Annotated in this window: 13 protein-coding genes; 7 read left to right on the top strand and 6 right to left on the bottom strand. The window is 43.7% G+C overall.

The genetic code is table 11. From position 1 onward, the window contains the following. The first annotated feature begins 4 nt into the window (after window positions 1-4). Window positions 5-904 (top strand): DMT family transporter, encoded by a 900-nt coding sequence (locus KP803_RS14120; protein WP_248009487.1) that lies wholly within the window; start codon window positions 5-7, stop codon window positions 902-904. Window positions 905-1,010: 106 nt separating this feature from the next. On the opposite strand, the gene KP803_RS14115 is transcribed toward KP803_RS14120, so the two are convergent. Continuing rightward, window positions 1,011-1,841: an HDOD domain-containing protein gene (locus KP803_RS14115; protein WP_248009486.1), complete on the bottom strand. Its 831-nt coding sequence runs from the start codon at window positions 1,839-1,841 to the stop codon at window positions 1,011-1,013. Between the two features lie 283 nt (window positions 1,842-2,124). On the opposite strand from KP803_RS14115, the gene KP803_RS14110 reads away from it, so the two are divergent. From KP803_RS14110 to KP803_RS14100, 3 genes are all read left to right on the top strand, one after another. Beyond that, window positions 2,125-2,820 carry a phosphatase PAP2 family protein gene (locus tag KP803_RS14110; RefSeq protein ID WP_282437293.1) on the top strand — a complete coding sequence of 232 codons (696 nt, stop codon included), beginning with the start codon at window positions 2,125-2,127 and terminating at the stop codon, window positions 2,818-2,820. 383 nt (window positions 2,821-3,203) lie between these two features. Then, complete coding sequence (locus tag KP803_RS14105; protein ID WP_248009484.1) at window positions 3,204-5,174, top strand: DUF1800 domain-containing protein; 1,971 nt, start codon at window positions 3,204-3,206, stop codon at window positions 5,172-5,174. 4 nt (window positions 5,175-5,178) lie between these two features. Then, a complete protein-coding gene (locus tag KP803_RS14100) occupies window positions 5,179-6,489 on the top strand; it encodes a DUF1501 domain-containing protein (protein ID WP_248009483.1) in 1,311 nt (436 codons plus the stop codon). Window positions 6,490-6,580: 91 nt separating this feature from the next. Here the strand turns inward: KP803_RS14100 and KP803_RS14095 are convergent, their stop codons facing one another. Beyond that, window positions 6,581-8,242, bottom strand: coding sequence for a methyl-accepting chemotaxis protein (locus KP803_RS14095; RefSeq protein ID WP_248009482.1), 1,662 nt, complete (start codon window positions 8,240-8,242; stop codon window positions 6,581-6,583). A 259-nt stretch (window positions 8,243-8,501) separates the two neighbouring features. Next, window positions 8,502-9,269 carry a DUF4344 domain-containing metallopeptidase gene (locus tag KP803_RS14090; protein ID WP_248009481.1) on the bottom strand — a complete coding sequence of 256 codons (768 nt, stop codon included), beginning with the start codon at window positions 9,267-9,269 and terminating at the stop codon, window positions 8,502-8,504. A gap of 187 nt (window positions 9,270-9,456) precedes the next feature. Here KP803_RS14090 and KP803_RS14085 point away from each other — a divergent pair, with 187 nt between their 5' ends. After that, window positions 9,457-9,813 (top strand): YibL family ribosome-associated protein, encoded by a 357-nt coding sequence (locus tag KP803_RS14085; RefSeq protein ID WP_248009480.1) that lies wholly within the window; start codon window positions 9,457-9,459, stop codon window positions 9,811-9,813. Window positions 9,814-9,956: 143 nt separating this feature from the next. Here the strand turns inward: KP803_RS14085 and KP803_RS14080 are convergent, their stop codons facing one another. Together KP803_RS14080 and KP803_RS14075 are read right to left on the bottom strand one after the other, a co-directional pair. Further along, entirely contained in the window at window positions 9,957-10,739 is a 783-nt protein-coding gene (locus KP803_RS14080; RefSeq protein WP_248009479.1) for a carbohydrate deacetylase, read from the bottom strand. A gap of 50 nt (window positions 10,740-10,789) precedes the next feature. Then, entirely contained in the window at window positions 10,790-12,121 is a 1,332-nt protein-coding gene (locus tag KP803_RS14075; protein WP_248009478.1) for a 6-phospho-beta-glucosidase, read from the bottom strand. Window positions 12,122-12,227: 106 nt separating this feature from the next. Here KP803_RS14075 and KP803_RS14070 point away from each other — a divergent pair, with 106 nt between their 5' ends. Then, complete coding sequence (locus KP803_RS14070) at window positions 12,228-13,121, top strand: LysR substrate-binding domain-containing protein (protein WP_248009477.1); 894 nt, start codon at window positions 12,228-12,230, stop codon at window positions 13,119-13,121. Window positions 13,122-13,196: 75 nt separating this feature from the next. Here the strand turns inward: KP803_RS14070 and malT are convergent, their stop codons facing one another. Next, window positions 13,197-15,905 carry an HTH-type transcriptional regulator MalT gene (malT, locus tag KP803_RS14065; protein ID WP_248009476.1) on the bottom strand — a complete coding sequence of 903 codons (2,709 nt, stop codon included), beginning with the start codon at window positions 15,903-15,905 and terminating at the stop codon, window positions 13,197-13,199. Between the two features lie 508 nt (window positions 15,906-16,413). Here malT and KP803_RS14060 point away from each other — a divergent pair. Then, window positions 16,414-18,867 (top strand): glycogen/starch/alpha-glucan phosphorylase, encoded by a 2,454-nt coding sequence (locus tag KP803_RS14060; RefSeq protein ID WP_248009475.1) that lies wholly within the window; start codon window positions 16,414-16,416, stop codon window positions 18,865-18,867. The last annotated feature ends 116 nt before the right edge of the window (window positions 18,868-18,983 follow it).

Here is an 18,983-nt window from a genome sequence, read left to right as displayed (position 1 = left end):
ACTTATGTTGATTCGAATGATCCCGTTTGTTTTTGTGGTGCTGTGGGCATCTGGTTTTGTTGGTGCGCGTTACGGCCTTCAATATGCAGAACCCGCAACGCTACTCTCTATTCGAATGATCGGTAATGTCGCGTTGTTCATGCTCCTGATAGTACTTTTAAAACGTTCAATTCCTCGTGGCCGAATGTTATTTCATAGCGGCGTGGTCGGTGTATTAATCCATGGATTTTACCTTGGTGGTACATACTGGGCGATATCGCTTGGAATGCCAGCCGCGCTCAGCTCATTGTTAGTCGGTATTCAGCCGATTTTGACCGCTGTGTTGCTGATTGTATGGGCCAATGAGAAGTTCAAAGCATCACAGTGGCTAGGACTGGGGCTTGGTTTCATCGGTATCGCATTGGTGCTGGGGGGCAACATAGAGTGGCAGTCTAAAGCGCATCAATGGCAAGCTGTGGCGATCTGTATTTCCTCTTTGTTTGGCATTACCTTGGGTACACTCTATCAGAAGCGATTTTGTAAAGGCGCAGACATGATAGGAAGTGCCATGGTTCAATATTTGGCAGCCGCGATGTTATTTATGCCTAGTGCCTTTATGTTTGAGACTATGCAAGTGAACTGGACACCTGAGTTTATCTTTACCCTTGTGTGGCTGGTGGGTGTGCTTTCTTGTGTTGCGGTATTGTTATTGCTGTATATGGTGGAGCACGGAGCGTCGTCGAGTGTGGCGTCTGTTTTCTATCTCGTTCCACCGACAACCGCTATTCAAGCGTGGCTCATGTTTGGAGAATCGTTTGATTGGTTAGGAGGAGTAGGTTTCGCGTTTGCCGCCATTGCTGTCTATTTAGTCGTGAAACAACCAAGTTTCCGTTGGCGCAGTGAGGGGAAAGTGTCACTTCAGTAAGCACAATTAATAATTACACCTTAGAGATGAAAAAAGCTCACATAGACGATGTTATGTGAGCTTTTCTTTGTCTAACCATAGAGTGTATTTTCGCTATGAAAGTTGATTAAGCCGCGGTTAGTTGAGTCGCTAAGTCACGTCCATTGCCACGGAACTTATCAATGGTGGAAGAAAAGTTTGAAGAGATTGATAACAGCCTTGCATCTGGATGCTCAGCTAAATAGAGGACTTTCTGCTGCTCATCTTGAAGGTCATCCCAGTCATCGTTTATAGAGTGGGCAAAGTGCAGTAACACCGCCAATTTAGGTGATATTTCAGCTTCTCGAGGCTCATGATAATGCTCAATTGCATCCACCATGTGATCTGGGAATTTCCACGTTTTCGCCAAGTGAGCTCCGAGAGAGGGCGCTGATACATCCAATACTTTTTCTTGAGCGGCAATGGGGTTTGCGCCATTTTCAACTAACTTCTGAATTTCAAGTGCTTCTTCAGGGGCCAAAGTGTGAATCATAAGCTCTCCGATGTTATGCAGCACACCAGCGGTAAATACCTCGTTACCATCCAAGCCAGATTCCGATGCGAGTTTGCTCGAGATAACGGAAACCTCAAAGGTATTCGTCCAGTACATATCCATATCAAGCGTTGGGATACTTGGGAATGCACTCGATAAAACAGACGCAACAACAAGTGTTCTTACTGCACCTGTACCGACTCGAAGCAGTGCTTCATTGACTGAAGAAACCGTTTTGCTCCCCCCAAAGTGAGCCGAGTTTGCCATTCGAAGTAGTCGAGCACTGAGAACTTGGTCAATGGATATTTTTTTCGATAATTCTCCAAAATCGACATCGTCTTGATTCACCAAGTCGAGTAGTTCTTGTAATACTGCCGAAATCCTAGGCAATTCATTCAGCCTTGAAATTAGTGCCGCCTGACTCATAGCCTTTCTCCTTTTTATGTTGGCTCAATTACTATAGTTCACGATGTCAAGTTGTGACAAAGTTGCACTGTAGAGCGACCTAACTAGATGCCCAAATGACTTTATTGTTTCTTGATGTTAACTAAGTAATGGAATCGAATGATTTTTCCTCAACCTGACATCGAGCTGATACTTTTCTTGCAAATCATCGGCTAGAATGGCCTCCTTTTGAGGCTGTCGATAAGAAATAACTGTGAATAGACTATTTAATAACAAGTTTAGTGGTTTGCTCCAGCTTGCGCTGATGTTACTTATGATCATTCCTGTAACACTATTAACAATGAATATGGATTATAAGTCGGAAGTAGGGACAGCTTTTGGCGGCTTTATAGCTTTGGTGACTGACTCGGCAGGAAGTCGTGGTTTTTTAATCACACTAGCAATTCTGTGTGTGGTGACTTTGTTTTTAAAGCTACCTAGAAAGACCCTTTTTGCCCACATGATTGTCCTAGCGGTTCTTCTTGTTGTTGGATTTATTAGTAAGACAAGTTTGAAAGTAGTGACTGAGAGCCCTCGTCCCTATACCGAACTTCTTGCTAAAGATTTACTGATTCCAGAGCCAGAGCACTTTTATAATTTAGATACCGATCAGCAAGCACAGATTATTGATACTATCTCTTCTGAGGTAAGCCAATGGCGTACACGTCATTGGCAGGGAGAGAAAGACTATTCGTTCCCTTCCGGCCATACCATTTTTGCCGCAATATGTGTTGCCTTCTTTGGCGGTTTATTCTGGCAGAATAAACGCTATTCATGGGCTGTTGCCATATTAGGTTGGGCCGCGATTGTCATGTACAGCCGACTTTGGATCGGCATGCACCGCCCTATTGATTTGGTAGGTTCAACGCTATTCATTGCCGCTATTTACGGTATTATGCCGAGCTTTCATGGCTTGGCTGGTAAACTGTACTCTAAAGCCCCTAATTGCTTGCGTGAATAAGTGGCTTCTTAATTCAGAGAAACCCATCAGTATTTAGAGGCCCCCATCAGTGCCTTAAAAAAAAGAAACCAGCCTTGTTGCTGGTTTTTTTAGCATGGATAAAAGTGATGGATTTTTAGGCTTTGGCTAGCTGATGTTTACGTCAGGGTTTACGCGAGCTAGTAGATGAATACATCTCTTTCAATATCTAATGTGTTATTTATTTAATTGTGAGATCTCACATGTGATATCCATGGGTTGGTACGAACTCTTTTACACTCATTTTCATTTTTCCTGCATGAGTCTTTTAGTTCGAAGAAAACGTAATTAATGTCCCACAGGAACTGGGCGTCTTCTTACTACTATAAAACAGAGCGCATAAGTTAATAGTAATAGGAGATTCTATGAATAAATGGATTGCCCCATCCTTGTGTTTGAGCCTTGCTTTTACCCCATTTTCTTCACTCTTCGCCCAATTATTGATCGACCCTGACAGCTCCCCTCCACGGGGTGTGGTTGGTGAAAAGTATCGTTGGACAATTCCCCATGAATACAGTGGCGATGGCCAATTAACGTGGACAACGGAAAACTTACCGGATTTCATTCACGTTAACGGCAATGGTATTTTTTGGGCCAAGCCATGGGTAGACAGACAGCCGCCTTCAGGTTCAGAAGGGTTTTACCCTGATGTTACTTTTACAGTTACCGATGGCGTAGAAACCAGCACATATGGGCCATTTACCTGGATTATAGAACCGTCAGAAACTGAAACTGAGAACATTGTTAGGCCCAGAATAGACAGGCAAATACCAGCGCCGAGTATTCCTGACGTTGTATTTACGGATGAAAGTGACGCGGCACGATTTTTAGTGCAATCCACTTTTGGGCCAAAACATAACCGTGATAATAGCGATCCGATTTATAGCCCCAAAGGTTTGCTGAGTTTGGGCTTTCATTCTTGGTTTGAAGAGCAACTTGCTTACCCTGCCAGCTATCATTTACCACGTTACAGTGATTACGCCGCAGAATTTGATGACAATACCGAAGAGTCTCGGTATCGAGCCTGGTGGGAAATTAGTTTAACGGCTGATGATCAGTTGCGACAAAGGGTTGCTTTTGCATTGAGTCAATTGTTGGTTGTCTCTGAAAAAGACGCCATTTTATCGCAGCATCCAGATCTGTTAGCAAGCTACTATGATCTGCTCGTTGAGCATGCTTTGGGAAATTATCGTGATCTGTTGCTCGATGTTTCTCGTCACCCTGCTATGGGGTATTACTTGACGCATTTAGGCAGTCAGCGTTCAGATGACATCAACGAAGTGAGCCCAAATGATAACTTTCCACGAGAGATCATGCAGCTGTTTACGATTGGTTTAGATCAACTTCGGGCTGACGGGAGTCCTTTCTTAGATGCTCATGGTCAGCCTTACCCAACGTACACCGAGCAAGATGTTGATGAGTTATCGCGAGTCTTAACTGGGTGGCACCTAGTGAATAATGGCAATTGGGATGATGTCTCTGATGGTGAGCAATCGACATTAATGGTGGCCTATGGCGATAAACATGATACCCAGTCTAAGGTTGTTATGGATTTTGTCTTCACTGAGGGAGCCACGGCTGAACAGGATTTAGAACAGGCAGTTAATGTTTTGTTCTATCATCCTAATACCCCAACCTTTGTGAGCTATCATCTCATTCAAAGGCTTGTTAAATCTAACCCCTCGCAAGAATATACTCACAGAGTTGCCAATGTGTTCCGAAATAACGGAAGGGGAGAACGAGGCGATCTTGCGCAAGTAGTGAAGGCTATCCTTGCTGATGAAGAAGCAAGAAATGGGGAGGCTTATAAAGCGAAAGAGCCGATTCTTGCTGTTGCCAACGTAGCAAGGGCCATGGGAATGCGCGGAGAGTCTAGAGGATACTTTAAGGACTTAGACACCAAGATCATTGGACAGATTCCCTTAGGTGCTCCCTCGGTCTTTAATTTCTATCAATCATCAGATGCGCCTGCTGGAGATATTTCGGATGCCGACCTTGTTGCTCCTGAATTCACCATCTTAAACTCAGCGAGCTTTAAGGACATTGGAAATGTTCTGTACGATATCATTAAAACGAACGGAAGCTATGACCAACCTACCGCAGGAGAAAGCAATAAGGTGGATATTGAGCCATGTTATTCCGTTGGTAGCCGAGGTAAGTATGAAGATCTCATCGTCTATTTAGAAAGGACCTTCCTCAATGCCCCCATCAATCCAGACTTAGAGAAAGCGATTTTTAGCTTTAGCGAGAGTATAGGTCCCCATCAATCTCGTAATCGATGTAAAGGTGCCGTATGGATGACGGTTACTTCAGCAGAATACTTAGTACAGGAGTAATAGTATGAAACGTAGAGCCTTTTTAAAGAATACTCTGACAAGTATGTCGATGGTCGCGCTATCACCAGGTGTCATGCTAAATAATCATGCAATGGCTTCTTTGGGGGACAATAAAGCATTGGTGTGCATTTTTTTAGCGGGGGGAAATGACTCCCATAACATGTTCGTACCGGCTAAAGAATCACTCTATACCCAGTACAAAGCCGCGAAAGGCAAAATTGCCTTAAACCTGGAGGAGATGGTGCACACTGGGCTAAGTGGTGACTTGGATTTAATGATGCACCCAGCGTTAACACCTTTGAAAGACCTGTTTCTAGGCAAAAATGGAACGGTCATTTTAAATTCAGGCAACTTGATTCAACCGGGGTCAAAAAGTGATTTTGAATTAGGGGTTGTACCTAGTATCCCGCGCCGTGGATCACATTCAGACATGCAACACGCTAAGCGAAGAGGGCAAGTGGATGGTGAACTAACAACAGGGTGGGGAGGCCGGTTGATGGTCGCTCTTAACGAACAGGTCAATGGCTTACCACCCAGTTATAACATTCAAGGGACCTCTAATTTCTTAGTCGGGACTCAGTTTCAGCCCGCCATCATCACCAATAAATCAGGGCTGAAAGAATTTGAGAGTCGACCTACTGTCGAGGACGCAGTAAAGCAGGACATTGCAGCGACGAGGTTTGATCTCTTTCGTCAGCAGATCAACGTAATAAAAGGCGAGATGCTAAGTGTTGATGAAGGGATGAAAACCATTCTGGAGACTCCTATTACGAACGACTTTGGCACGAGCTCAATTGGCGAGGACTTAGAATTGGTGGCGAAAGTAATTAAGAATAATGCGTCGCTAGCGGTGAATGAGCAGCAATCTCGACAAATATTTTATGTCACGCTTGGTGGGTTTGATACACATAAAAATCAGCTCGCGAGTCAGACTAAGTTGTATGAGCAGTTAGCTGAAGCCATCGTAGCGTTTCAAGCTGAGATGAATAACAGCCCCAACGTGACAACCTTCACCATGTCAGATTTTGGTCGTACTTTATTAAGTAATGGAGAGGGAACGGGACACGGTTGGGCAGGCCATGAATTGATTATTGGAGGGGCAGTTGATGGTGGTCGCTACTTTGGAAACATTGAAGATCTGAATCATTTGGGCGAATTTTCGATTGATGAGCGTGGCCGAATGATCCCATCAATTTCATCTGATCAAGTTGGGGCAACATTAGCGACGTGGTTTGGCATTGAAGATTATGCCTTAGATGCGGTTTTCCCAAATCTGGTTAACTTTGAGGAACGAAACCTCGGGTTCATGATTTAAGCCAGTGCTTTTAATTGATACAAATACATTGAAAAGGGCACGGTATCTATTCCAAAAGAAGAGAGACCGTGCCCCTTTTTCTAAGTGGTCGCTACACGGTAAATCGACCTACGAGATCAGAAAGTTCATTGGCTCGCCCATTCAATTGCTGACTACCTGAACGATTTTGATTGGCTAAATCAGCCGATTGGCTACTTTGATCTGAGATGACGACAATACGTTGCGATATCTCTTGTCCAACAATGCTTTGCTCTTCTGTTGCTGTCGCAATAAGTGAATTCATGTCCATTATCGTTGCTATCGACTCTTGAATCTTCACCAAAGCTTCCGCCGCCGCATTGGCTTCTTTTACGGTACTGTCGCCACGAGCTTGGCTAGAGTCCATCGCTTTAACGGCAGCATCAGAGGCCGATTTTAGCTGCTCGATCATTGCATGAATCTCACCTGTACTCTCTTGAGTTCGGCTTGCCAGTTTACGTACTTCATCGGCCACCACGGCAAAGCCTCGGCCTTGTTCACCCGCACGAGCAGCTTCAATAGCAGCATTCAAGGCTAATAGGTTAGTTTGTTCGGCAATGTCTTGAATGACTTCTAGAGAGGTTGAAATGTTTTTCACATCGTTTTCGAGTTCAGAGATGACGCCACTTGCTTCAGATACCTCTTGTGCGAGCTCTCGAACAGAGTTGGCGGCTGAGTTTACAATCTGCTGAGCCTCTTTTGCGTTATCTTCAGCTTCGTTAGCTGAGCCTGCAGCGTTACTGGCATTGTTTGATATTTCGCCTGCCGTGGTTGTCATCTCGGTCATGGCTGTGGCTACTTGTTCCGTTTCTTCACGCTGTCCTGAAGCGAGTTCGTCTACTTGAGCAGCTCGGTTCGACATATCATTGGTTTCATTCACCACTTGTAGCCCTACATCACTGACATTACGAATGATGTTTTGTAGGCTTTCTACAAAAATATTGAAGTTCTTACTTAAATTGGCAAATTCTGGAATTTTAAATGCTTCCATTCGGGCAGTCAGATCTGCGTCACCGCTAGCAAATGAGCCAATGGACTTATCGAGTACATCAATCGGGTGCAAAATACTGCGCGTAACAAAAATAGCAAAGATGGCAACAAGAACCGCAATCATCACACAGAACAACACAATCGCCATCAAGCTATCGTTTAGAGCACTAATTGCTGAGTGGTCCATCTCTTCGATAATGGCGTCAATATCATCGGTGTAAAAACCAGTACCAATCATCAAGTCCCATTCTGGAATAAACATTGAATAGCTCAGTTTCGGCAGAGCTTCTGATTGGCCGGGTTTGGGGAAGTAATAGGTTGTGAATTGACCGGTTTTGGCATTCTTGATCAGGTCCTGAATGAGGTAGTTACCTTGCTTGTCTTGTAAGTTGAAAAAGTTATCACCAATGCCTTTTGTTCCCTTACCTACCGCTATTCGAACGCCTTTTGAATCGTAAGCGAAGATATAGCCTGACTCGCCATACTCCATCGCTTTCAAAGTAGGAAGGGCTTGATCAAGTGACATACCTTTTGCTAACAAAGGATCAAGTGAGGAGCGAGCTATTTGCAGGTAACTTTTAAGCTCTTTTTGTTTCATCTCCATCATGCTTGCATGGGTTCGCTCAAGTTGCTGTTGGTTAAAGTCTGTGGTTTTTAAATAAGTGAACCACATCATGCCAGCAGCGATAACGAGCAGCGGGACAATGGATAGTATGTAGAGGCGGTTGCGAATTGATAAGTTCATAAGTACTTCCTGTAACACCAGCAGAGGTGTATTCCTCTGTCGATTTTTTATAGAGTTATAAAACTAATATTAGACAATTTTTAATAACTAAGACGTAATTAGTTCTAGACTCTTGGTGGGGTCACAATTGATGTAAAGTGTTGCACTTCACTCATAGAAAAGTGTGCTTTTTCAATAATTAATACTGTGAAAAGGCACACATATATGGTTTATTCAAAGCTGGTAGTTGGTGAGTGACTGAATGTATATAAGTCGCAGTTTACTCCTCTTTTAAATAGCGCGACCAGTTATTTGAGAGGTTTTGATACTCATACTCACAAAACTCTTTCCGGTCTGATAAGTAATCGTTTTCTACCTCGTCTAAAAGGTTTTTATGAGTCTCGGGATCGTTACCATAGACTAAACAAAGTGTTGAAAAGTAGCGTTGTAAGTCAAAGCTATGCTCGTCGATATACTCTCCAAAATCGTAATAGTCTGGTCGATCTTCAGATTCAAAGGCAAACATATCAGCAGCGCTGATTGCTGAGTCTGCGCCATTTTCGAGGTAATTAATCATTATTAGTGTGGCAAAGTTATCTACGGCATCCTCCTCTTTACCTAAAATTGGGATCGCTTGATCATGGACAAATGCGTGGCCAACTTCATGCAAAATGGTATGTAAAAGGGTATCTAACGCTCCATATTGGGGATCTTTATCAAATTTCTTTTGATAATCATTTTTAGTAAAGTAATCGAGGGTTTGAAGATAAAATGTATAAGGGATGTGTATCGTTCGTATTTCAGGATCGTACATTGGGCCTTCATCGCCGCCATATTGGATTGTAGCCGTTTCATTAAAAGGGAAATAGCTATTAGACAGTTCGACGACTAACTCATTTAATTCACTCTGCTTTATAACGCTTAGGGCTTCTTTTTCTTCTTTTTCGTCGGCTGGTAGATATTTGATAATTAGAGGACCTGAAGCCCAAGCTGTTGAAAAGTGACACATAACGATTAGAAACAAACCGATTACTTTTGTATTTCGCATGACATTAGTTTCCTTGTTAATGAGTACTGAGAAGTCCCTATCTCGCGTCGAATAAATAGACGTATTCATGAATAGTGTAGTTTAACTGATGGATTACTAAGAAAAATTTGAGAGAAAGATCTAATTATGGCTCACAACAAGAGTGTGATATACTCCGCGCCCAAAGTTCATCCAAGAGTCATGAGTCATGAGTTCAAAAAAAGAAGTACAACAATTAAATCACCGCCTAGATAAATGTAAGTTTAAGTTAGATGCGGCAAAATCTCGTGGCGATAGCGCTATGATCTCAAAGTTTACGGATGAAATTGAGAAGCTAACTAAAAAGGTTGCTCAACTTAAACATAAGCAAGATTATGATCTAAATAAAGAGCGTAAAGAGCTTTCAGATATGCCTTTTTACCGTGAAATTACAAAAGCTGAGCAGGCTGATATGGGTAAGTTGAAGAAGTCAGTAAAAGGTCTAGTAGTTGTTCACCCAATGACGAAACTGGGTAAAGCACTCCGTATTGATGTGATGACTGGTTTTGCTCCGAAAAAATTCTAATCTCATTATGATTTGAGATGCTTCATCTCGCTCCTAGTCTCCAGGTGCCAAGCTTTCAAGATTTTAAAAAACGCCTTAACATTCGTGTTAAGGCGTTTTTTATTATGGGTCGAATATTATCAGCAGTGCTAATGTGACCCGTTCTATTGTGTCTTGTTCATTTTGGCTAAGTAATCAAAACCAACACATTCAATATCTTGTTCATTAAGCCAATCTTTCAGATCCGTTGAGCAGAGTATCTCAAGCTCTCTCGCTCTCAAGTCGGTGTAACCTGACAGTGAAGGAAGTGCTTGATCGTGTTCAACCGATGGATGACACATAAATTCGACCACACCGCTCGGATAGTTCTGTTTATGCTCTAACAGATACTGCTTGAGACTTTCTGCTGTGGCACCTGAATCGAAAAAGCGCATATCAAAAATATCGGGTGTGACGACGTTTAAGCCTTGTTGACCTGCAACGATATTATCTATGCGTCTTACTGGCAGCTTTATCTCATTAGCAAAACGAACAAAGGCGCTTTTTAGTGCAGGGTAAACACCACCAAAGTGATGGCTATCGATATGGTTGATGTTGAAACCCGCATCGATGGCCGATTGATATTGCGCCGCTAACTCTTGATACACCTCGTGTTCGCAAATGTCCGTTTTATGGATTAAGACTGATTTATCATGAAAGTTACCATTCTCATCAACCAGTGAAGGCACAAGTTTTGGGCTTAATATCGGTTTGCCTGTTGTCACTGTAAAGTGAAGCCCAACCTCAGGTATCAACCCTTGATGATACAGTCTTGCTGCATGGTCTATTGCTTCTTGATTCATCATAATGGTGGTCGACTTAACAATGCCAGCCTTAAAGCACGAAGCGATGGCGTTGTTTACCCCTTGTGTTAGGCCAAAATCGTCTGCATTCATGATTAATTTCATAGTGGTCACTCTTAATATTCTTTAATTAAAACAATTTACATTCGGCTGTTCTATTTTTCCAGAATATGTGCAAACGCTGGCATAAATTCGATGTTTTCGCGAACGGTCTCTTCTAAGGCTTCTTGAATATGTGACCCAGAATCCACAATAGGGTTTAGAATGAGTGCTCGTTTGGCCGCATTAATGTCGCCAGTCATAGCGGCCTTAACCGTCAGCGTCTCGAACTCTTTCATTAGTTGGATAAGACGTAGTGTATCGGTATCAAAAGGTTCAACACGTAGCGGAATGATTTCGCTGCTTGTGATAACAGAGCTGACTTCAACCGCACAGTCATTTGGCAGGCCTTGAATAGCGCCGTTGTTACGAGTGTTGACATGCATGATGGTGCGTTTGTTGTTGTAAATACTGCTCATTAGCTCACACGCTGCCTCTGAGTAATAAGCACCGCCACGCTCTTCAAGAAGCTGTGGTTTAGTGTCTAATGTAGGGTCTCGGTAGATTTCTAATAGCTCAGCTTCCACTTTGGCAACCAAATCAGCACGATTGCTTTTGCTTTCAGAAGCGGCGAATTCTTTACTCAGAATATCGCGAGATTGGTAGTAATAGCGAAGGTAAGCACATGGCACCATTCCTAAATCACGAATAAGTCCTGCGTCCCATTGGAAAGGTGGAATGTTCTTGGGCGTCATTTTATCTTCGCCTGTAAGTAGTGCTTCTGTTAGCTCACCTAGTTTATCTTTTCCATCATGGAGTACTTTACGAGCCCAAACTAAATGGTTAAGCCCTGCGATTTGCATCGTAATATCTTTACGTTCAACGCCAAGCATTTCGGCTGCACCACGCTCCATATTCACTGGCACGTTACATAAGCCAACCGTTTTGATTTTAGAGTATTTGGTCAGTGCTTCAGTTACCATTCCTGATGGGTTGGTGAAGTTGAGTAACCACGCATCTGGGCACAGTTTTTCCATTTCCTCCGCGATTTCTAGAGCGATTGGAATGGTTCGGCAGGCGTTTGAAAAGCCACCAAGACCGTTCGTCTCTTGACCAATCATCTGGTATTTAAGAGCAATACGCTCGTCACGCAGTCGTGCTTCAATGCGGCCAGCGCGGAATTGCGAGCAAACGAAATCAGCATTTTCTAAGGCCGCTTTTCGGTCGGTGGTTAGGCGGACTGTGATGTTATAACCTGCTTTACTGATCATACGTTTGGTCAAATCCGCAATTATTTGCGCTTTTTCCATGCCCTCTTCAATATCTACAAGCCATAAGTCTGTAATAGGCAGTTCGTGCTGACGATTGATCAAACCTTCAATTAATTCAGGGGTATAGCTAGAACCACCACCAATCACGACAACTTTTAGATTCTTTTGTGTAGTCATATTCGTTACCTTTTCGTCTCTGTTGGATTACGTGTTCTAATTTAAAGTGATCACTATATGTGTTACAAACCAGTTATACGCCATTATAAAATAGCAGGGCTAATGCATGGAGCTTCTTTCTAACAAACAACAACTGCTTTCGTTGTTACATACCTTTAGTATTGCGGCGAAGCACTTAAGCTTTACCCATGCCGCAACCGAACTCTTTTTAACTCAAGGGGGAGTCAGCCACCGAATTAAGAAGCTTGAACTGCAGTTAGGCTTTAGTTTGTTTATACGTAAAACGCGTAAGCTAGAGCTAACACCGGAAGGGGAAAGAGTTTTAGCTATGCTCAATACCTCATTTGAATCTATTTTTTCTGAGTTAATGGATATTCAAACCGGAGAGCTTAGTGGGGAGCTTTACATCGCGACTTCTCACTATTTTGCCTCGGACTGGTTAATACCAAGGCTAGGTTCATTTCGAACCTTATATCCTAATTTGAGTATTAAGTTACAAACCAAGCAGACTCAAAGTGATTTTCAGTTTGAGCCATATGACGTCGCTATTTTTTACAGTGAAGGCCATTATGCCAACCACTACAGTGAGCGATTGTTTGAAGGGGGAAGAACCCCCGTGTGTACCCGTGATTACGCGAATAAGTTTGATTTACAAGCAGACCCAGAAAATTTGGTCAACGCACAGATTATTCATAGTGGTGACGCCAGTGCATGGCAATACTGGCTGGATGAAATGGACCTTGGTATTGATGCTTCAAAACGCTGTGATCACTATAGTGATAATAAAATTGCGGTGGATGCAGCAAGGTACTCCTTAGGCGTAGCATTAGGTCGATTGGAGTTTGTTCAGCCTATGATTGATAGTGGCGAGCTGATCGCCCCGTTTGAGATGGTACCTTCAGGGAAGGGCTATGATTTAGTCTGTCCAAAGGGGATGGAGACTCGTACTAAGTTTAAGGTTCTTAGTGACTGGGCTAAGCAGCAACTGCTGGGAAATTAACGTGTGTTGACTGGCTTTACGTGAACTTCATCACCAGAGCCTTTCGAGTGAAAGGCTCTAAAGGTGTTGCTCGTTTTAGTACCCCATTAATTTAAGTAGGTTCTCTGCTGTGGTAATCGCTTCTTTGCGATTGGCAATATTAAGCTTTTGGTACAGGTTACGAATATGCGTTTTAATCGTCGTGCCGGCAACATCGAGCTCTTGAGCAATCTGTTCGTTACTAAAGCCCGAATAGATAAGCCCGAGCACTTGCCATTCGCGTTGAGTTAGTGGGCTCGTTCTGACAAGTTCAGGAATGTTCGGATGGTTAACTAAATTTTCAACAAAGTCCTCATCAAAATGAACTGAGCGGCTACGCTGCGTAGTTGAGATATCTTTGGTTAACTGCTGAGCTCGATGGCGCTCAAGATCGCCTAGCTCAGATTTATTGCTAAGCTTCTCTAGCAGGTGACCTATCTTTCCACCATCCACAAGGAAGTTTCCTAATATCCCCGTTTGGTTGGTTAACTCTAAGGCCTGCTTGAGCTTGCTTTTCGCTTCGTCTTCATCATTTAGGCTCACCGAGAGAACCGCTTCAACAATTAAGTTTCGATTAATATCCGTCAATAATTGCGCTTTGTTTGCTTCGGTTTGTATGAATGCTAACGTCTCTTGTGCCTTGTTATATTCTCCAAGATTGACGTAAGCACGTGAGATATTTCGCCATTGAAGTTGCGTAAAATGGTTACACGCTTCTTCTGGCCTAACGGCAGTATCGAGCCACTGACGAATGGCGTCCTTATCTCCGCGAGCCTGCCAAAACAAGATCAGTGACAGTGACGCGTTGGCTGTCCAGTCAACGTGGTAAGTGGACTGCTTTAACAAATGCACAATATGGTCGATAAATTTTGAAGCTTTATCTAGTTCTCCACGGCCAATCGCGATACGTGCCAGCATTGAGTAGCTATGTAAGTGCTTACTAGACTCATGATTCCCGAGTACATCCAACCCTTTGTATGCACACTCTTCCGCTTCATCTAATCGATTCCAACACCAGAACACTTGTGCACGTAAACGCAGTAAGAATTCATGCATTGGTACGTGCTGTAACTGATGCTCTTCAATCAATTTAAAGGCGTTATCTTGAACCTCGAAGGCTGCTTGAACATAGCCTTGTGCAATAAGAATTTCGCTCTGTTGAAGCATTGCCCAAAGGGCTTGATGATAGACCTGGTATTGACGAGCCAGCTTTTCTGTTTGCTGCATCATTGGCAGTGCTCGGCTAAGATGACCGAGTACGTGGTTGACTTCACCGACCACCGACGTAGCCACAATTCGACTGCGATAGACGGTATGATCAAGTTGGCTCAAGGCCAGTTCAGCCAGTTCTAGCGCTTTTTCAGGTTCATTCTGATTAATCGCAACTTGAGCTCGAAGGGCGTTAAACTCGCCTTGCTCTTTGTTGGATAACTTCACGCTGTGTCGCTTCATTTGCTCATCAGCTTTCGCCAATAAATCACCCACATCATTATATCTATGCTGGCTTTGGGCTAACCAAGCTTCGAGCATACAGAGTTTTGGTTCACTGTATAACTGTGTGGCTTCAAGGGTCTTAATGGCATCTTCAAGTGCGTGCAACTCGCCACGGTTAAACATTTTCCAGCCGTAGCTCGATAATATGGTGGCAACTAACTGGCTGTCTTTCGCCTTTTGAGCATGCTGCAGTGCTTGATGTGGTGATTCAAGCTTCAACCATGCTTGAGCGGCGGTTTTATGCAATTGTTGTTCTTTTTGCGGAATGCGTGCCATGCGTTCATGAGCAAGAAATTCCGCAAATAGGTTATGGAAGCGATACCAGTTTTGTTCATCTTCCAGTGGGTAAATGAACAGGCCATATCGATTGAGCGATTCAATCATGCTCAGTGCATCATCGCGTTCCGTTAAAGCACTGACGAGCTCGTCGTTAAAGTGGTCAAGCACAGAGCATTGCAATAGGAACTGACGAGTCTCTTGATCAAGGAGATCAAACACCTCTTCCACGAGGTAGTCCCAAAGGTGAGCGTGATTGAATTGAGATACAGATTCAGCCGATTGAGCTAAAGTGCGCTTTTGATGCTGAGCTTGTAGGGCGATCAATTGTAAGGCAGAAGGCCAGCCTTCAACGTACGTTTGCAGATTCTTGGCGGTGTCGTTATCAATGCCTTCAGTAACACGTTGATTGAAGAATCGAGTTGTCTCTTCCGTATCAAAAGCCAGTAGATCGTTGCCAATTTCAATCATCAAATCACGGACACGCAAGTTGGCTGTGCCTAGTGGCGGCGCTGCTCGGCTAGTCACCACGAGTGTTAGGTTTTCCGGCATGTGTTTAAGGAAAAACCGCATCGCTTCGTGAATGTCATCATCTGAGATTAAGTGATAATCATCGAGCACCAAATAGCACTCTTGATGAAAGTGAGACAGCTCGGCAAACACTTCGCTAAACAACGAATGCAGTGATGAGAACTGACGTTTTTCCGCTAAAGTTTGTGCGTTAGGGCAAGCGTTATTGGTGCCCTTATTTAATGCCTGCAGCAAATAGTTGATGAAACGAAACGGGTCGTTATCACTTTCATCAATACTATACCAACCAACATGAGGTTTATCTGACAACCATTGCGATGCCATGGTGGTCTTACCGTAACCGGCAGGGGAGCGAAAAAGCACAAGCTTATAGCAAGGCGCTTGTTGTAATAAGTCTAGGACTCTAGGACGTACAATCGCATTGTGAAGTCGACCAGGTCGAGTTAATTTCGATGGAATCCACATGGTTTTCATCCGTAATAATTATGAATTGTCTTTCGTTATTTGGGGATACTACTGGAAGTCATTAAGCACTTTTGGTGATCCAAAGCCAACTTTTCAGTACCACAGGTTAGAAATGGCATCTACGCCTTGTTTTTGTGACTTAAATCACATTGGTGCGGGTTTTATCGTGTCACTAAAGTGTAATGCGTACCGATTTTTATGAAAGTTTCAGTTGAATAACTGTTTCTATGCGATCTGTTTCTCATTTTGAGCGTTCAATTAATGGGGGGTAGATACTTTTTTAATGAATACAGAGTAGGGTAAATGTGTGGGTGATGTGAGGCGAATCACGACAGATTTTTTGCTGACATCAATTAGTGAGATTTAGATCACCGATAGTTGAGGGCTACCCCCTCTACGCCCTAGCTACTCCTCCTCAGACTCACCCCTAGTAGGAGGATGTTTTGAATAGCGTGTAGATGCACGATATGTCTCAGATGGATTAAACCAATAAAGTGAGATTTCTATAATGAAACCTGCTCAAAAGAAAAATTTTAATAAGATCGCATTTCAAGAAAGCGTGAAGAAGCATTTGTCTGCAACTTATGCGAACACGCTCGAAAATGCTGATAGCCGTGCGTGGTACCTAGCAATGGGGCGTGCACTTGCAGAATTAACCACGTTTGATCTGTTACAAACCGAACAAGATGAAAAAATCAAAGCAGCAAAAAGTGTTAACTACCTCTCTTTAGAATTTCTCATTGGCCGTTTAACGGGTAACAACCTGATCAGCATGGGTTTGTATGAAGAGATTACTCATGCAATGGAAGAGCTAGGTCAGAACCTAACGGATCTTTTAGAAGAAGAACGCGACCCATCACTGGGTAATGGTGGTCTTGGTCGTCTAGCCGCGTGTTTCATGGATTCTTGTGCCGCTCAAGAATTCCCAACAGTAGGCTACGGTCTTCACTACGAATACGGTCTATTCAAACAGTCTTTCCAAGAGGGTCGCCAGCAAGAAGCACCAGACGCATGGCGTGGCGTTGAAGGCTACCCGTGGGAAGTTGCTCGTCCAGAGCTAGCACAACACATTGGTTTTTACGGTCATGTAGAAGTTGAATTCGTTGACGGTAAAGAAGTTCGTACTTGGGTTCCAGGAATGGAAGTAAAAGCAATGCCTTGGGATCTACCTATCGTAGGTTACGAGTCAAACACGGTGTATCCACTGCGTCTTTGGGAATGTCAGGCAATCGCCCCATTCTCACTAGCAAGCTTTAACAACGGTGACTACTTCGAAGCGCAACACTCGCTTATCGATGCAGGTAACATCACTAAGGTACTTTACCCGAACGATAACCACGAGAAGGGTAAAACTCTGCGTCTAATGCAGCAGTACTTCCACTCAGCAGCATCGGTACGTGATATTTTACGTCGCCACGAAGCGGCAGGTTATTCGTTGGAAGATCTTCCTAAGCAAGAAACTATTCAGCTTAACGATACGCACCCAACGGTCGCGATTCCTGAGCTAATGCGTATTCTAATTGATGAGAAAGGCTTAACTTGGGATCAAGCATGGGAAATCAGTGCGCATACGTTCGCCTACACTAACCATACGCTACTTCCTGAAGCACTAGAGACCTGGTCTGAATCATTGATCAGCCGTCTTCTACCTCGTCACATGGAAATCATCTTTGAAATCAACCACCGCTTTATGCAAGAAGTTCGCAAGATGTGGCCTGGTGACGGTGAGAAGCAAGCGAAGTTGTCGATCATCCAAGAAGGTTTCCACCGCATGGTTCGCATGGCAAACCTATGTGTGATTGGCTCTTACAAAGTAAACGGTGTAGCTGCGCTTCACTCACAACTGGTAAAGAAAGACTTGTTCCCTGAGTTCAACGAAATCTTCCCTGGTAAGCTGACTAACGTAACGAACGGCATCACGCCACGTCGTTGGTTGAAATTCTGTAACCCAGGTCTATCGACACTGATTACTGACAAGATTGGTACAGAGTGGCCAGCGAAACTTGAACAGCTCGAAGAGATCGCGAAGTTTGCAACAGACGCGACATTCCAAAAAGAGTTCATGGCGGTTAAGAAAGAAAACAAACAGCGTCTTGCTGATTGGGTTCAAGAGAACATGGGTATCGAGCTAGATACTAACGCTATCTTCGACGTTCAAATCAAGCGTCTGCACGAATACAAGCGTCAGCATCTAGACTTGCTACACATTCTGTCTCTGTACCACCGTATTCTTAACGAACCTGGTTTCGAGTGTGAGCCTCGCGTATGTTTCTTCGCAGCGAAAGCAGCACCGGGTTACCACCTAGCGAAAGAAATCATCTTCGCAGTTAATAAGATTGCAGAGAAGATCAATAACGATCCTCGTATCGGCAACAAGCTTAAAGTGGTATTCATCCCTGACTATCGTGTAAGCATGGCGGAAATCATCATCCCTGCAGCAGACGTTTCTCAGCAAATCTCACTGGCTGGTAAAGAAGCATCAGGTACGGGCAACATGAAGATGGCTCTAAACGGCGCTCTAACTATCGGTACGATGGATGGTGCGAACGTTGAGATTCGTGAAGAAGTTGGCGATGAGAACATCTACATCTTCGGCCTAGACGTTGATGGCGTTCAAGCACTGAAAGCACAGGGCTACAACCCATACGACTACTACAATGCTGACCCACTACTGAAAGCATCTCTAGACCTACTAACTGGCGATGAGTTCACTCCAGGTCAACCGGGCCTTCTACGTGCCACGTTTGATAGCCTGCTAGACGGTGGTGACCCATACCTATGTCTTGCTGACTTCGCATCTTACGTGAAAGCGCACGAAGACATGGGCACACAATACAAAGATCAAGCAGGTTGGGCGCAGAAAGCGATTCTTAATACTGCACTGGTTGGTAAGTTCACATCAGACCGCTCAATTCGCGATTACGTGAACAACATTTGGAAATTAGAATCGGTTAAACGCTAATTTTAAATAAATAGCCAAGGCGTACCTTATTTAGGTCTCGAGCGCCTTGGCTCGTTTCGTTTAACCCCTGGTTAAATAATGAATAAACCCTACGTTGAGAAGGTTACTCACACCTT

It is taken from the genome of Vibrio amylolyticus (genome assembly GCF_023145695.1).
GTDB lineage: Bacteria > Pseudomonadota > Gammaproteobacteria > Enterobacterales > Vibrionaceae > Vibrio > Vibrio amylolyticus.
Note: the sequence above shows the minus strand (reverse complement) of the source record. Positions and strands in the feature narration are given on the sequence as shown.

Excerpts from the sequence above, each read along its gene's own strand:
- KP803_RS14115 (WP_248009486.1), bottom strand. The coding sequence starts at position 1,841 with ATGAGTCAGGCGGCACTAATTTCAAGGCTGAATGAATTGCCTAGGATT.
- KP803_RS14060 (WP_248009475.1), top strand. The coding sequence starts at position 16,414 with ATGAAACCTGCTCAAAAGAAAAATTTTAATAAGATCGCATTTCAAGAA.
- KP803_RS14090 (WP_248009481.1), bottom strand. The coding sequence starts at position 9,269 with ATGCGAAATACAAAAGTAATCGGTTTGTTTCTAATCGTTATGTGTCAC.
- KP803_RS14105 (WP_248009484.1), top strand. The coding sequence starts at position 3,204 with ATGAATAAATGGATTGCCCCATCCTTGTGTTTGAGCCTTGCTTTTACC.
- KP803_RS14095 (WP_248009482.1), bottom strand. The coding sequence starts at position 8,242 with ATGAACTTATCAATTCGCAACCGCCTCTACATACTATCCATTGTCCCG.
- KP803_RS14110 (WP_282437293.1), top strand. The coding sequence starts at position 2,125 with ATGTTACTTATGATCATTCCTGTAACACTATTAACAATGAATATGGAT.
- KP803_RS14085 (WP_248009480.1), top strand. The coding sequence starts at position 9,457 with ATGAGTTCAAAAAAAGAAGTACAACAATTAAATCACCGCCTAGATAAA.
- KP803_RS14070 (WP_248009477.1), top strand. The coding sequence starts at position 12,228 with ATGGAGCTTCTTTCTAACAAACAACAACTGCTTTCGTTGTTACATACC.
- malT (WP_248009476.1), bottom strand. The coding sequence starts at position 15,905 with ATGTGGATTCCATCGAAATTAACTCGACCTGGTCGACTTCACAATGCG.
- KP803_RS14120 (WP_248009487.1), top strand. The coding sequence starts at position 5 with ATGTTGATTCGAATGATCCCGTTTGTTTTTGTGGTGCTGTGGGCATCT.
- KP803_RS14080 (WP_248009479.1), bottom strand. The coding sequence starts at position 10,739 with ATGAAATTAATCATGAATGCAGACGATTTTGGCCTAACACAAGGGGTA.
- KP803_RS14075 (WP_248009478.1), bottom strand. The coding sequence starts at position 12,121 with ATGACTACACAAAAGAATCTAAAAGTTGTCGTGATTGGTGGTGGTTCT.
- KP803_RS14100 (WP_248009483.1), top strand. The coding sequence starts at position 5,179 with ATGAAACGTAGAGCCTTTTTAAAGAATACTCTGACAAGTATGTCGATG.